The organism is Haloarcula ordinaria (genome assembly GCF_029338275.1).
Classification (GTDB): Archaea; Halobacteriota; Halobacteria; order Halobacteriales; family Haloarculaceae; genus Haloarcula; species Haloarcula ordinaria.
The window spans coordinates 1,756,407-1,770,805 of record NZ_CP119789.1 but is presented as its reverse complement, the minus strand read 5'-3'; the positions used below and the strand labels follow the sequence as shown (position 1 = coordinate 1,770,805).

16 protein-coding genes are annotated in these 14,399 nt (G+C 66.6%); 10 read left to right on the top strand and 6 right to left on the bottom strand.

Features of this window, described 5'->3' with window-relative positions:
- Nucleotides 1-18 precede the first annotated feature (18 nt).
- The 3 genes from P1L41_RS09420 to P1L41_RS09410 are packed head-to-tail and all read left to right on the top strand — an operon-like array spanning nt 19 to nt 1,970.
- Entirely contained in the window at nt 19-249 is a 231-nt protein-coding gene (locus P1L41_RS09420) for an Rdx family protein (protein ID WP_276295478.1), read from the top strand.
- A 42-nt stretch (nt 250-291) separates the two neighbouring features.
- Nucleotides 292-1,233, top strand: coding sequence for an ABC transporter ATP-binding protein (locus tag P1L41_RS09415; RefSeq protein WP_276295477.1), 942 nt, complete (start codon nt 292-294; stop codon nt 1,231-1,233).
- Nucleotides 1,230-1,970 carry an ABC transporter permease gene (locus P1L41_RS09410; RefSeq protein WP_276295476.1) on the top strand — a complete coding sequence of 247 codons (741 nt, stop codon included), beginning with the start codon at nt 1,230-1,232 and terminating at the stop codon, nt 1,968-1,970. Before P1L41_RS09415 ends, P1L41_RS09410 begins: the two co-directional genes overlap by 4 nt.
- Nucleotides 1,971-2,005: 35 nt before the next feature.
- On the opposite strand, the gene P1L41_RS09405 is transcribed toward P1L41_RS09410, so the two are convergent.
- Nucleotides 2,006-2,638: a DUF420 domain-containing protein gene (locus tag P1L41_RS09405; RefSeq protein ID WP_276295475.1), complete on the bottom strand. Its 633-nt coding sequence runs from the start codon at nt 2,636-2,638 to the stop codon at nt 2,006-2,008.
- Between the two features lie 66 nt (nt 2,639-2,704).
- Nucleotides 2,705-3,919 (bottom strand): proteasome-activating nucleotidase Pan1, encoded by a 1,215-nt coding sequence (pan1, locus tag P1L41_RS09400; protein WP_276295474.1) that lies wholly within the window; start codon nt 3,917-3,919, stop codon nt 2,705-2,707.
- 145 nt (nt 3,920-4,064) lie between these two features.
- Between pan1 and P1L41_RS09395 the strand changes: the two genes are divergently transcribed.
- Complete coding sequence (locus P1L41_RS09395; protein ID WP_276295473.1) at nt 4,065-4,802, top strand: FAD-binding protein; 738 nt, start codon at nt 4,065-4,067, stop codon at nt 4,800-4,802.
- On the opposite strand, the gene P1L41_RS09390 is transcribed toward P1L41_RS09395, so the two are convergent.
- Nucleotides 4,799-5,434, bottom strand: coding sequence for an FAD-dependent oxidoreductase (locus tag P1L41_RS09390; RefSeq protein WP_276295472.1), 636 nt, complete (start codon nt 5,432-5,434; stop codon nt 4,799-4,801). The genes P1L41_RS09395 and P1L41_RS09390 overlap by 4 nt on opposite strands.
- Nucleotides 5,435-5,575: 141 nt before the next feature.
- On the opposite strand from P1L41_RS09390, the gene P1L41_RS09385 reads away from it, so the two are divergent.
- The 3 genes from P1L41_RS09385 to P1L41_RS09375 all read left to right on the top strand — a co-directional run bounded on the left by P1L41_RS09385 (nt 5,576) and on the right by P1L41_RS09375 (nt 9,745).
- Nucleotides 5,576-7,348, top strand: a complete 1,773-nt coding sequence (locus P1L41_RS09385) for a 2-oxoacid:acceptor oxidoreductase subunit alpha (protein WP_276295471.1) — start codon at nt 5,576-5,578, stop codon at nt 7,346-7,348.
- Complete coding sequence (locus tag P1L41_RS09380; protein WP_276295470.1) at nt 7,345-8,208, top strand: 2-oxoacid:ferredoxin oxidoreductase subunit beta; 864 nt, start codon at nt 7,345-7,347, stop codon at nt 8,206-8,208. The genes P1L41_RS09385 and P1L41_RS09380 overlap by 4 nt, the downstream gene beginning before the upstream one ends.
- 166 nt (nt 8,209-8,374) lie before the next feature.
- Entirely contained in the window at nt 8,375-9,745 is a 1,371-nt protein-coding gene (locus P1L41_RS09375) for a cryptochrome/photolyase family protein (RefSeq protein WP_276295469.1), read from the top strand.
- Nucleotides 9,746-9,749: 4 nt separating this feature from the next.
- Here the strand turns inward: P1L41_RS09375 and P1L41_RS09370 are convergent, their stop codons facing one another.
- Nucleotides 9,750-10,916, bottom strand: coding sequence for a hypothetical protein (locus tag P1L41_RS09370; RefSeq protein WP_276295468.1), 1,167 nt, complete (start codon nt 10,914-10,916; stop codon nt 9,750-9,752).
- Nucleotides 10,917-11,026: 110 nt separating this feature from the next.
- Here P1L41_RS09370 and P1L41_RS09365 point away from each other — a divergent pair, with 110 nt between their 5' ends.
- The 3 genes from P1L41_RS09365 to P1L41_RS09355 are packed head-to-tail and all read left to right on the top strand — an operon-like array spanning nt 11,027 to nt 13,537.
- Nucleotides 11,027-12,259 (top strand): digeranylgeranylglycerophospholipid reductase, encoded by a 1,233-nt coding sequence (locus tag P1L41_RS09365; RefSeq protein WP_276295467.1) that lies wholly within the window; start codon nt 11,027-11,029, stop codon nt 12,257-12,259.
- A 46-nt stretch (nt 12,260-12,305) separates the two neighbouring features.
- Nucleotides 12,306-13,025, top strand: a complete 720-nt coding sequence (locus tag P1L41_RS09360; protein ID WP_276295466.1) for an NAD(+)/NADH kinase — start codon at nt 12,306-12,308, stop codon at nt 13,023-13,025.
- A 50-nt stretch (nt 13,026-13,075) separates the two neighbouring features.
- Nucleotides 13,076-13,537: a DUF7313 family protein gene (locus tag P1L41_RS09355; protein WP_276295465.1), complete on the top strand. Its 462-nt coding sequence runs from the start codon at nt 13,076-13,078 to the stop codon at nt 13,535-13,537.
- A gap of 254 nt (nt 13,538-13,791) precedes the next feature.
- On the opposite strand, the gene P1L41_RS09350 is transcribed toward P1L41_RS09355, so the two are convergent.
- Entirely contained in the window at nt 13,792-14,061 is a 270-nt protein-coding gene (locus tag P1L41_RS09350) for a DUF7314 family protein (RefSeq protein ID WP_276295464.1), read from the bottom strand.
- The gene (locus tag P1L41_RS09345; RefSeq protein ID WP_276295463.1) at nt 14,054-14,362 is read right to left on the bottom strand and encodes a DUF7315 family membrane protein; all 309 of its coding nucleotides are present in this window, start codon (nt 14,360-14,362) and stop codon (nt 14,054-14,056) included. Before P1L41_RS09345 ends, P1L41_RS09350 begins: the two co-directional genes overlap by 8 nt.
- Nucleotides 14,363-14,399: the final 37 nt, after the last annotated feature.

Sequence of the window (14,399 nt, the reverse complement as noted above, 5' to 3'; positions counted from 1 at the left end):
GGGCCCACAGGAGGAGATATGAGCGACGTCACCATCGAGTACTGCGTGCCGTGTGGGTTCAGAGAGCGGGCGATAGCCCTCCAGCGGGCCATCCTCAACGGTCTGGAACGAGACATCGACAGCGTCGCGCTCGTCACGGGTGACCACGGCGTGTTCCGCGTCGACGTCGACGGGGAGACCGTCTACGCGAAAGGGGAGGACGACTACGACGTCGACGCCATCGTCCGTGAAGTTCGGGCCCGCCTGTAGGAGAACGGAACGGCTTTCGGCCGGGGGAACCGACGGCCCTGCATGGACGAGGTACTGGTCGCGAGTGACGTCCGCCGGGCCTACGGCGAGACGGTCGCGCTCGACGGCGTCTCGCTGACGGCACAGACGGGCGAGGTGCTCGCGCTCGTCGGGCCCAACGGGGCCGGGAAGACGACGCTGGTGCGGGCGCTGACGGGGACGACGGACGCCGAGGGAAGCGTCGAGCTGTTCGGCGTGGCCCCGACGGACGTCGACCGCGACCGAATCGGCCTGCTCCCGCAGTCGTTCACGCCCGCCGAGCGCCTCACGGCGCAGGAACTGGTCACGTACTACGCCGGGCTCTACGACGAGACGCTGGCCGTCGACGACGTGCTCGCCGACGTCGGTCTGACCGACAGCGCCGAGACGGCCTACGAGAACCTCTCGGGCGGCCAGCAGCGACGCGTCTGTGTGGCCACCGCGCTCATCAACGACCCCGACCTGCTCGTGCTGGACGAACCGACCACCGGTATCGACCCGGCCGGCCGCCGGGCGCTCTGGGACCTCCTCGAAGGACTTGCCGACCGGGGCGTGACCATCATCGTGACGACCCACTACATGGAGGAGGCCCACCGACTGGCAGACAGAGTCGGCCTGCTCGCCGACGGGCAGCTCGTCGCGCTCGACGACCCCGACACGCTCGTCGCGGAGCACGGCGGCACGAGCCAGCTGGTGGTCGACGGGACGTTCGACGAGACGACGCCCGCACAGATCGATTACCCCGCCGAGATTCGGCTCCGGAACGGCCGACTGGTCGTCTTCGGCGTCCGTCCGGAGTCCATCGGCCAGGTCGTCGGGGCGCTCGGGGAGGCGGGCGTCCCGTACGACAGCCTCACCTGGAAACAGCCCGACCTCGAGGACGTCTACCTGGAGCTGACGGGGACGGCGGTCGGTCGGCGGGGCGAGCCGCGACAGGACGAGGTGCCGGCGGGTGGTGTCTCGTGAGCCGACTCGGCCGCCTCCGGTCGGAGAGTCGCGCCGCGACGCTGGCCTTCCTCCGTCGCCGGACGGCAGTGTTCTTCACGTTCTTCTTCCCGGTCATCATCGTCGTCATCTTCGGCGTCCTCGTCCAGACGCGCCCCGGCGGCGGCGGCCTGTTCACGGAACCGCCGGCTTACTACGTGCCCGGCTACCTGGCGGTCGTCGTCCTCTTTACACCGCTCTCGCGGGTCGGGAGCGAGGTGGCGCGCCATCGCGACGGGAACAGGTTCGAGAAGCTGGCGACGACGCCGCTGACCCGCCCCGAGTGGCTGCTCGCCCAGACGCTGGTCAACGTCGTCATCATCGGCCTCGCCGGCCTGCTCATCCTCGGCCTGATGGTCGTCCTGACCGGCGCGACCATCCGGCCATCGCCGCTGCTGGTCCCGTTCGTCGTCCTCGGCGTCGCGCTGTTCTGTGGCGTCGGCGCGATGCTCGGGAGCCTCGCGAGTTCACAGGACGGCGTCATCTCGGCGAGCAACGGCATCGCGCTGCCGCTCCTGTTCCTCTCGGAGACGTTCGTCCCGCCGACGCTGCTGCCGTCGTGGCTCCCGACGTGGCTCTCGCCGCTCACCTACTTCTCGCGTGGCGTTCGGGCCGTGACGACCGGGAGTGGTGACGCGGTAGTGCCACTGGCAATCCTCGCGGCCTGTGCGGTGGTCGCCGTCGCTGTCGGTGCGCGACTCCTGCCAATAACTGACTGAGCGAGATATCGAACGCCCCGGACTGAAACAGCAGCTCACCGCCGAATCGACGGCCCGACGATAGCCAGTAGGAGGGCCGCCTCGCTCCCCCGCGGCACCCAGCCGTAGACGTGGTTCAGCATCACGTAGGTCACTAACCCGAGAAAGAGGCTCAGGCCCCAGGCGGCGACGGCGATTCGCCCGACGCGAGCGTGAGCGGACTGCTTGAGTTCCGGGACCGAGTGTGTGAGTCCAAGGACGACAGCGTGGACGACGACGGGGACCGAAATCGCCGACAGGAGGACGTGGATGCCCAGCATCACGATGTAGGCCCACCAGACGGCCCCCTCGGCGAGAATCTCCTTCTCGAAGCCACCGCCGACCTTCAGCAGGTACATCACCAGGAAGGCGAGGATGAGGACGAACGCCGTCAGCATCGCCGCCCGGTGCTTCCGTATCTGGTTCGTCTTGATGAAGTAGACACCGGCGACAATCGCGGTCAGCGCGGTCGCGTTGACGACGGCGATGGCGTCACTCAGGAGGATGACGGTCTGGTCACTGATACTCGGGAACGGGAGCACACCGCCGAACGTGGCGAACACCAGCACGTATCCGACGAGCGAGATGGCTGCGGTGACGAGCCGTGGGGATGCGCGCACTCGCGACTGGAGTTTCTCTGCGACGGCCATACCCACTCTCAGGAACGGACGGGTTTCTGTGTTCTGGAACGAAACGGGCTGCGAAAAGCGACCGCGTCAGGCGAACGTCCGGGAGACGTCGTCGTCTTCCGCTTCTTCCTGCTGAATCTTCTCCCAGGCGTCCCGGAAGTCGGCCATCGCGACCTCGGTCCGGTCGTCGCGGATGGCGAACATCCCGGCTTCGGTGCAGATTGCCTTCACGTCGGCCCCGGACGCGTCCACGATCTCCTCGGCGAGTTCGTCGAAGTCGACGTCGTCCGAGACGTTCATCTTGCGGGTGTGGATCTGGAAGATCTGCTTGCGACCCTCGACGTCCGGCTTGGGGACCTCGATGAGGCGGTCGAATCGGCCCGGGCGAAGGATGGCGCGGTCGAGCATGTCGAAGCGGTTCGTCGCCGCGATGAGCCGTATCTCGCCGCGGTCGTCGAAGCCGTCCATCTCCGAGAGCAGCTGCATCATCGTCCGCTGGACCTCGGCGTCGCCGGAGGTCTTCGAATCGGTCCGCTTGGCAGCGATTGCGTCGATTTCGTCGATGAAGACGACCGCCGGTTCCTCCTGGCGAGCCAGCTCGAAGAGGTCGCGGACGAGCTTCGACCCCTCGCCGATGAACTTGTGGACGAGTTCGGAGCCGGCCATCTTGATGAAGGTTGCGTCGGTCTCGTTGGCGACGGCCTTCGCCAGCAGCGTCTTGCCGGTCCCGGGCGGCCCGTGGAGCAGGACGCCGCTCGGTGGGTCGATGCCGACGTCCTCGAACATCTCGGGGCTCGTCAGCGGCATCTCGACGGTCTCGCGGACCTCGGCCATCTGCTCTTCGATGCCGCCGATGTCGGCGAAGGTGACGTCGGGCGACTGGTCGACCTGCATCACGCGAGCGCGGACGTCGGTCTCGCTGTCGAGCTGTTTGACGATAGAAAGCGAGTTGTTGACCGCCACCCGGTCGTCGGGTTCGAGCTCCTCGCGCATCTCGTCGGTGACCTCGGTGACCGCCTCCTGGTTGTTCCCGTGCTGCTTGATAATGACACCGTCGTCGCCGACCTCCTGGACCGTCGCCACGAACAGCGGCGATTGTTTGAGCTTTTTATTCTCGTGAGTCAGCCGTTCGAGTTTCTGCTGATACTTGTTGTTCTCGGCGTTCGCGTCAAGTAGTTTGTCCCGCATGTCCTCGTTTTGCGACTCTAAGACCTCGAGTCGCTCCTGCAGCGCCTCTATCTTCTTCTGTTGAGAGGCGTCGTCGTCGTATGGTAAGTCCACCTCATCGACGGTGTCAGTCATTACACCGCTCTTAGTAGATGAATCATTATGAGGCTTCGGGTAGTGCCAGCTGTGAATACGGCACGAGAGCGGCCGGAAGCGGGCGAAACGCCGAACCGTGTCTGAAACCGGTAGGCTTCTGTCACCCGCTTCGGTACCGGCGGGTATGGCAGCCGAACCAGAGTCAGTCATCGTGGTCGGTGGTGGCGTGGCCGGTCTCTCGGCAGCGCTGTTCACCGCCCGCGCCGGCCTCTCGACGCGAATCGTCTCCAGTGGCGAGTCCATCGTCCAGCGCAACGCCCACCTGGAGAACTACCCGGGGTTCCCGGCGGGTGTCAACCCGCGGTTGCTCATCGAACTGATGCGCGCCCAGGCCCGCCGTGCGGGCGTCTGGTTCATCGACGGGACGGCCGAATCGGTCACGTCGACCGAGTCGGGGTTCGAGGTCCAGGCCGACGACGAGGCGTTCGAATCGGCGTACATCGTCGCCGCCTCCTGGTCTGACCCCTCCTATCTCGCGGGGCTGGACGTCGAGCTGGTCGACCGCGGGTCCAAGCAGTTCATCGACGTCGACGCCCAGGGGCGGACGGCCGTCGACGGCCTCTACGCCGCCGGCCGCCTGGCCGAACAGCACCACCAGACCATCGTGTCGGCCGGCCACGGGGCTCAGGTCGGGTTGACGCTCGTCGAGGATTCTGACGTGGACTTCTACCACGACTGGACCGCCCCGGAGGGGTACTTCACCGACCGCGGCCGCGAGGTTCCGCCGGGCTGTGAGGAGATCGACGAGGAGGAGCGAAAGCGCCGCGAGCAGGAGTCGATGGAAGTGATGCAGCGGTACTTCGACGCGCCGGTGCCCGGCGAACCGACGATGCACCCGAGCCTCGTCGACGACGAGGACTAGCCGAAGTTCTCGACTTTCGCGTCGTCGCCGTCCACGCCAGCGGCTTCGAGGGCCGCCGTGGCTTCATCGAGGAAGTCGGCGAACCCGTAGACGAACACCTGGCCACCGTCGGCGACGGCCGCCGCCACGGCGTCGGTCAGGTCCTCGTCGTCGGCGAGTACCTCGACGAGTGCGCCGTCGTCCGCGAGTGCCTCGATGCGGTCGACGTGAATCGGGTCGCTGTCCTGATAGACGACAGCGGCCTCGTTGCCCTCCTGTAAGGCTCGCTCGGCGATGCCGATAGCCGGGCCCACACCGGGACCGCCGGCCAGAATCACGGCCCGGGCCTCACCCTCGTAGTAGTCCGAGCCGAACGGCCCTTCGATGCGTACCTCGTCGCCCGCGTCGAGGTCAGCGATGTGGGGCGCGACTTCACCCTCCGGGTCGATGCCGATTGTAATCTCGAACTCGCCGTCGACGTCGGGCGAGGAGATGGTGTAGAACCGGGAGTGGTCCTCGCCGTCGACGGCGAGGGTGAGCTTGACGAACTGGCCCGGCTGGGCGTCGAACTCGGGTGGGGTCTCGATGTCGATGGCGACGCTGTCCGGGCCGACGGAACGGACGGCAGCGACTGTTAGTGAACGTTCGTCCATACCGGGGAGGTGGGAGGGACCTGTCAAGGGGATTTCGGTCGATTCTGCCGGCTGTCCGAGAAATTGTTTCACATCCGAGTCACCGGCGGGCGGCGGCATACAGAAGCCTTTTCCTACCCCGCAGGCTACCCGTGAGATAGTATGCCAGACGACCTCAACTGGGCCATCGGCGGCGAGGCCGGCGATGGAATCGACTCGACCGGGAAGATTTTTGCGCAAGCACTCTCCCGGGCCGGTCGACACGTCTTCACGTCGAAAGATTTCGCCTCGCGCATCCGGGGCGGCTACACCGCGTACAAGGTCCGGACGTCGGTCGACCGCGTCGAGAGCGTCGTCGACCGGCTCGACATCCTCATCGCGCTGACCGAGCGAACGATTCACGAGAACGAGGACGAACTGCACGACGACTCCGTCATCATCTACGACGGGGAGCGCTCGACGATGCAGGACGTCGAAGTCCCCGGCGACGCGACGGCACTGGAAGTCCCGCTCAAGCGCCTCGCCGAGGACGCGGGTGGCGCCATCATGCTCAACGTCGTCGCGCTGGGCGCGGCCTGCGAGGTGACGAACTTCCCCATCGAGAACTTGGACGAGAGCCTCCAGAAGCGCTTCGGCGACAAGGGCGAAGCCATCGTCGAGAACAACAAGAAGGCCGCTCGAAAGGGCCAGGAGTACGTCCGCGAGGAGTACGACCACGAGTTTGGCTACGACCTGGAGACCACCGACGCCGACTACGTCCTTCTGAACGGCGACGAAGCCATCGGGATGGGCGCGCTGGCCGCCGGCTGTAAGTTCTACTCCGGCTACCCCATCACGCCGGCGACCGACGTCATGGAGTACCTGACCGGCCGCATCGATCAGTTCGGCGGGAAGGTCGTCCAGGCCGAAGACGAGCTCGCGGCCATCAACATGGCGCTGGGCGCTGCCCGTGCGGGCGCGCGCTCGATGACGGCGACCTCCGGTCCGGGCATCGACCTGATGACCGAGACCTTCGGCCTCGTCGCCACGAGCGAGACGCCGCTGGTCATCTGTGACGTGATGCGCTCGGGCCCCTCGACGGGGATGCCGACCAAGCAGGAACAGGGCGACCTCAACATGACGCTGTACGGCGGCCACGGCGAGATTCCCCGGTTCGTCGTCGCGCCGACGACCATCTCGGAGTGTTTCTGGAAGACCGTCGAGGCGTTCAACCTCGCCGAGAAGTACCAGACGCCCGTCTTCCTGGTCTCGGACCTCGCGCTCGCGGTCACCGAACAGACGTTCCCGCCCGAGACGTTCGACATGGACGAGGTCGAGATCGACCGCGGCAAGGTGGTCGACGAGGACGAGGTCGAGGCGTGGCTCGACGAGAAGGGGCGCTTCCAGGCCCACTTCGCGGCCGCCGACGGCATCTCCCCGCGAGCCTTCCCCGGGACGACCGACGGCGCACACATGACGACCGGCCTCGAGCACGACGAGCTCGGCCGCCGGACGGAAGACCAGGAGGTCCGCATCGAACAGGTCGACAAACGACAGCAGAAAGTCGAGACGGCCCGCGAACAGGAGGACTTCGACTACCGCGAGTTCGGCGACGCGGACGCCGACACGCTCGTCATCTCCTGGGGCTCGAACGAGGGCGCGCTCCGCGAGGGGCTCGACCTCCTCGACGACGAGGGGTACGACATCCGGTTCATCTCGGTGCCCTACATCTTCCCGCGACCCGACCTCACCGAGGAGGTCCAGGCGGCCGACGACGTCATCGTCGTCGAGTGTAACGCGACCGGGCAGTTCGCCGACGTCGTCGAACACGACGTCCTCCAGCGCGTCGACCGCATCAACAAGTACGACGGCGTGCGATTCAAGGCGGACGAACTCGCAGAAGACATCAAGCAGCAGCTCGCCGGGACGACCGGCACACAGGAGGCAACACAATGAGCTCCGACGTTCGATTCACCGACTTCAAATCCGACAAGCAACCGACGTGGTGTCCCGGCTGTGGCGACTTCGGGACGATGAACGGCATGATGAAAGCCCTGGCCGAGACCGGCAACGACCCGGACAACACGTTCGTGGTCGCCGGCATCGGCTGTTCCGGGAAGATCGGCACGTACATGCACAGCTACGCGCTGCACGGCGTGCACGGCCGCGCCCTGCCGGTGGGCATCGGCGTGAAGATGGCTAACCCCGACCTCGAAGTGATGGTCGCTGGCGGCGACGGCGACGGCTACTCCATCGGGGCCGGCCACTTCATCCACGCCGTCCGGCGCAACGTCGACATGTCCTACGTCGTCATGGACAACCGCATCTACGGCCTGACCAAGGGCCAGGCCTCGCCGACCTCCCACGAGGACTTCGAGACGGCGACCACCCCCGACGGTCCCGGCCAGCCGCCGGTCAACCCGAAGGCGCTCGCGCTGTCTGCCGGCGCGACGTTCATCGCCCAGTCGTTCTCCTCGAACGCCCAGCGCCACGCCGAAATCGTCCAGCAGGCCATCGAACACGACGGCTTCGGCTTCGTCAACGTCTACTCGCCCTGTGTCACGTTCAACGACGTCGACACCTACGACTACTTCCGCGACGCCATCGTCGACCTGAACGACACCGACCACGACCCCGGCAACCGCGACATGGCCAAGGACAAGATTCTCGAGTCCGACAAGGAGTACACGGGCGTCCTCTACCAGGACGACTCGTCCGTACCCTTCGAGCAACGCGAGGGCATCGAGGCCCCGATGAACGACGTCCCGGACGGCGCCCCCGAGGGCGCGATGGACCTCGTTCGAGAGTTCTACTAGACTACCGTTTTCTGCGTCTGATTCGTGCTCGGCGCGACCCCAGAACTGCGCTCGCAGTCCGTTCGGCTCCCCGCAGAGTCGTCTCGATTCGGCAGTCCGTGGCTCCCCGTGACATACACAACAGAGTTGGGCGCGAACCCATACCCTGTGGAGTCCTGGACAGCGTATGCACGTCTTCTGGCACCAGCGCGACCTCCGGATTCCGGACAACCGTGGCCTGGCACGCGCGGCGGGCGACGACCGGCTCCTCCCCGTCTACGTCGTTGACCCCGAGGTCCTCGATACCGTGGGGCGGCGACAACGGGCGTTCTTTTTCCAGGGCGTCCGAGAACTGAAAGCGGCGTACCAGGAGCGCGGGAGCGACCTGCTGGTCCGGACGGGCTCGGCCACCGACGTCCTCGCCGACGTGGTTCGGGAGCACGACGCTGACCGGGTCTACTACAACGAACACTACCGGCCGGAGCGCCGGGAGCGACAGCGGCAGGTCGACGAGGCGCTGTCGACTCGTTCGGTCGTAGACCTCGTGCTGGTCGACCCCGCCGAGCTGGCCGGGCGCTACGAGAACCACAGCCGGTTCTTCGACGACTGGCAGGCCGTGACGAAACCCGCGCCGGCGACGACCCCGAGCGACGAGGCCCTGGTCGGGTTCGAGGACGACGAGACGCCGCCCGAACTGGAGTCGGACATCGACCTCCCGACCGCTGGCTACGCGGCCGCCAGAAAGCGCTACGACGCGTTCCTGGCCGATGGCATCGAGACCTACGCCGACACCCGCGACGACATGCAGGCGGCCGTCGAGTCACCTGTGGGCGCCGTCTCGCGCCTCTCGCCGTACCTCGCGGCGGGGATGCTCGGTATCCGCGAGGTGTGGGCCGAAGCCAGCGAGCGACACGTGGCGGTGGAGGATGACGCCCGGCGCAACGTCCAGAAGTTCCGGTACGAGCTCTCCTGGCGCGAGCAGAACTACCACCTCCTGTACTACAACCAGGACCTGCTCTCGGCGAACTACAAGTCGTTCCCGAACGCCATCCCCTGGAAGTCGGACCACGACCACATAGCGGCCTGGAAGGTCGGCGAAACGGGGTATCCGCTCGTCGACGCCGGGATGCGACAGCTGAACGGGGAGGGGTACATCCACAACCGCCCGCGACAGAACGTCGCCTCGTTCCTCACGAAGCATCTCCTCACGGACTGGCGCGTCGGCGCCGACTACTTCGCCGAACAGCTCGTGGACCACGACCCGGCGAACAACTACGCCAACTGGCAGTGGACCGCCTCGACTGGCACCGACTCGGTCGACGTGCGCATCTTCGACCCGGTCGCGCAGATGGCGAAGTACGACGCGGGGGCCGACTACGTCACTGCCTACGTGCCGGAACTTCGGGGCGTCGACCCCGACAGAATCGTCGAGTGGCCGAACCTCTCGGACGAGGAGCGCGAGCGGTTGGCACCCGAGTACTCCCATCCCATCGTCGACCGGAACGCGGCCTACGAGCGGGCCCAGCGGGTCTTCGAGACGGCGCTCGGGAAACGGTAGGCGGTCAGAACGAGCCGGGGAGCACCTGCGGGTCGCCCGAGCGGTAGATGTACTCGGCGGCGATACCCGTCAGCGGCGAGTCGGCCTCGGTAGCGTACGTCTCCGCCAGGTCCAGATACTGTTCGGTGATGTCCACGACGTGACGGTAGGCCGCCTCGTCGTCGGGCGCGAGCAGGTACTCCGCGGTGACGGGGGTCAGCTGGCCGTTCGCCTGGTCGTCGGCGTAGTCGTCGACGTCGTCGAGCCACACCTGCGCGCCGATGATGGCCAGCACGATGGCCTTCGCGAACGTCTCGTCGATGTCCAGGCCGGCCAGCCGGTAGAGGTCGAGCATCCCGTCGTAGATGACGCCGACGCGGGCGTACTGGGTCTTGCTGTACGGGAGGGCCATCTCCCGCTCGCCGAAGGTCGGCGGTCCCTCGTCGTAGTCGGCGAACTTGTACTCCGCGCGGACGGCGTCCAGCGCCGCCTCGTCACCTGCTTCGGCGTCGGCCATCAGGTCGCGGAAGTGCTCGTCGCGGTCCTGGTGGGCCTCGCTGTAGTCGACGGCCCACTGGTAGGCTTCCTCGACGACGGGAGGCATCTCATCGAGCAGACCGTCCAGATGGCTCTGGAGCGCGTCCTGTGCGACTTCGGCGACCCGACGGCGGTCCGCCTCGTCCGCGTCGAAGTCCACCTCGAAGTCCTCGAACTCCTCGTCGTTTATCGCGTCGCGCATGTCGCCGTCGACGAGCGCCTCGATGGAGAGGCGGGTCATCCGCTCGGCCCGGACGACCATCTCCCGTGGGGTGAGGTCCTGGGTGGGGCCCCGTTCGAGCGCCAGCTCGTCGACCGGCGGGACGCCGTCGGCGATAGGCTCCTGGACGGGGTCCCCGTCGGCCGCGCGTCGCGCCTCCCGGTAGACGTAACCCAGCGTGAGCTGGGCCGGGAGGATGAGTTTGGTGTCGTAGTCGAACTCGACGGGATGTCCGAACTCCGCTTCGAGCGCGGCCTCGACGCGCGCGTTCACGTCGTCGACCATCCGTTCGGTTCGGTCGTCGATCTCCCGTTTGAGCGAGAGACTGGCGTAGTCGAAGACGCCGGTTTCGGCGTAGTACCCCAGGACCGCTCGCAGTGCTGTCGGCACTCGCCGCCGGTCCGCGAGCATGCCCGCACCAGTTTTCAGGACCATCTCTCGAATCTCCGCGTTGGCGGTGGTGTGGTTGGTGGGTCCTTTACCCTTTCGAGAGCCGGGTCGGTACATTCAGCAAGACTGATTATGCAAAGGAGGTACGTTCGATTATGCGCGACCGCTTTGACGTGGTGATAGCCGGGGCCGGGCCTGCCGGGGCCCAGTGTGCCCGCGACGTAGCAGAGCGGGACTACGACGTCCTCGTCCTCGAGACGGAGCCCGAAGACGAGTTCCCGCGTCAGAGCAACAAGTCCACCGCAGGCACGTTCCCCTCGATGATGGCGTCGTTCGGTATCCCGGACGACGTCGTGATGAACTACACCGACAGCGTCGTCCTCGAATCACCCAACGACCACTACGTCCGCGAGCAGACCGGTGCGGTGCTCGAGTTCGCCGACTTCAAGCGCTTCCTCGTCCGTGACGGCCGCGAGCGCGGGGCGACGTACCGGTTCGGTTCGCGCGTTTCCGCGCCTATCGTGGACGAAGGCGAGGTCGTCGGCGTCCGGTACGACGGCGACGAGGAGGTGTACGCGGACGTCGTCATCGACGCGACGGGGCCGGCCGCACCGCTGGCGAAGAAGCTCGGCGTCAGCGACCTCCAGCGCGACCACCAGGCTATCGGCGTCGAGTACGAGTTCGAGGGCATCGACGTGGACCACGACGACTACGGGGACCTCACGGACGCGATGATGCTCCGGCTGGACCACGACCTGGCGCCCGGCGGCTACTCCTGGATATTCCACACCGGCGGCGACACGGCGAAGGTCGGCCTCTGTTACATCCAGAACGACTCACACCGCGAGTACGCCAAGGACGGGATGGGCATCGACGACTACCTGGAGTACTGGCTCGACCAGGACCCACGTTTCGACGGCGCAGAACGCCTCGAGGGGAAACAGCACCGCGGCTCGGCCCACATCCAGCCGCCGGGTGACCTGAGCACGGACAACTTCATCGCCATCGGCGACACCGTCCCGACCATCGACCCGCTGTGGGGCGAAGGCATCCACAAGGGCATGAAGTCCGCGCGCGCGGCCGCCATCACCGTCGACGCGGCGCTGACACCCGATTCACGGGACACCTCGGCCGAGAAGATGAGTGTGTACGACGAGCTCTGGCACACGGAAGTGGCACCGCGCTCGCGGGCCAGGTTGACACTGACCGAGTTGCTGTACCTCGTGCCCAACGAGCGCTACGACCAGCTCATGGCCGACCTCCGGGCCGCCGACGACGACGTCCTCCAGCGAGCGAACGCCGGCGACAAACTGGCGATGGCGCGGCTGTTGCACCTCGACGACGTGCCGACGCTGGTGAAGTACGCCCGCCAACGCTTGAGCAACTAACGGTGAGTGCGGCAGGTTTTTCTCCGGTCGGTCGGACCCTTCAGTGATGACCGAGCGCGATTCCGTGGGCGTCGTCGGTGACGACGAGGTGGCCGAGCGGCTCCGGGAGGGCAGCGTGACGGTCGAGACCGGAACCCCGGAGACCGTGCCAGCGACAGACGCCGTCGTCGCCGTCGGCGAGGCCGCGGTGACTGCCGTGGCACGTGCCGAGCGCGACCCGCTGGTGGTGCCCGTCGACGCCGGTCGAGGCGTCCGGTCGGTGCCTCGCGACCGGGTCGCCGACGCGGTGGCCTCGCTGGACGCGGCACGCGTCGAACACCACCCGCTCCTGTCGGTCGCTCTCGACGACGACCCGGTGGGCAGGGCCGTCTGGGACGTGACGCTCGTCACCGCGGACGCGGCCCACATCTCTGAGTACACCGTCGCGAGCCCGACGGACCACGTCGGGACGTTCAGGGCGGACGGGGTCGTGGTCTCGACGCCGGCGGGCTCCCCTGGATACGCCCGTCGCATCGGCGGCCCGGTCGTCGAACCGGCGCCCGTCAGCGTCGTCACGCCCATCGCGCCGTTCGCGACGAACCCGGACCACTGGGTGCTCCCCGGGGAGACGGTCACCGTGACCGTCGACCGCGACGAAGCGGAAGTCTCGCTGTTCGTCGACGGGACCGAACGGGGAACGGTCTCGTACGGCGACTCGGTGACGCTCGCCCGGCAGGGCCGCTGGCGGGCCGCCGTCGTCGACTCGAGCCGGTCGCGGTTCGACTGACCGGGCGAGAATTGGAAAGACACTAATGGGGACCGGACACAGTGTCTCGTATGCAGCCATCAGTCACGCTCTTCGGGCCGCTTGACACCATCTTCGGGAGCACAGGCCCCGGTGGCGTCCTCCTCATCGAGTACGTCATCATGGTCCTGGTGGTCGCGAACCTGCTGACCCGGCAGCTGGCCCACAGGCGACACCTCAAAGAGTACGAGACGGGGGGTGCGGAGGCGATCTCCCGCCATCCGGCCCACACCGCGAGCAACGTCATCCTGGTCATCGCCTCGTTTTTCTACATGACGCTCGCCCACCACGGCGGGATGGTCATGTCGATGCTCGTCCTCGGTGCCGTCATCACCGACTTCTTCGAGTTCGAGTCCCGGAAAGTCGAGGCCCGTCGCGAGATTCCCCTCGAACGACCGAAGGGGTCGCTCGTCGCTGCGGCGCTCCTCGTCCTCTACGCGGGCTACCAGAGCCTCTTCTGGGTCATCGCCGCCCCCTGGGACGCAATCGTCTGAGCGTTCGCGCTTTTCGAACCATTTCTTCCGAGTGCCCGGTCAAATATCCGACTGCCAGAGACGGCTGTGTTCCCCGTCCAGTCACGACACGTCGGCGCCACTGACGTCGCTTGGGTCAGACATGGTCCCTCCGCACGTGGTGTAACTGAAGCGTGGTCGGGCGATGCGACTGCGATGCTGGCTAGAGAACAGTGTGACCGTCGCGGAAGTAGATGGAGTTCGTGGCCCCGTCAGCCGACAGAAAGACGGACCGTTCAGGCCGAGCGCTCGTCGAGGTACTCTCGCGTCTCGTTGACCAGCGGGATGACGACCCAGAAGGTCAGCGCGCCGATGATGGCGAACCAGAAGAACACGTCCATCATGACGAGCCCGATCTGGTCGAACAGCGTCGGGTTCTCGAGCGTGACCTCGCCTGTCAGCTGTGCGCCCTCGAAGCTCGGCGTCCGGTACCAGCCCGCGAAGGTCATCCAGGCGAGCCCGCCGACCATGAGGATACCGAACCCCTTCATGAATTCGTCAGCCATTATCTGATTCTTCGCCAGCGTCGTCTTTAGACTTTCCCATTTCTTCGGTCCGAAAGCGCGTCGAAAAGGCGTAGACCACGGTTCCAGCGAGGATGAGGCCGACGCCGGCGATGGAGATGGGGACGTCTATCTCCGAGGCCGGCGCCGACGCGCGCTGGGTCGCGTTGTCGACGAGGATGAACCCGCCGACCACACAGAGGACGGCGAAGAGCGTCGAGAACACGGTGACGGCCTTGTACACGCGCAACGGGACGACGACGTCACGTCGGCCCGCGGTCGGCTTCGAATCGTCCTCGGTCATCACCCTCGCTAGGGGCGCGACCTACTTTACTGCGGCG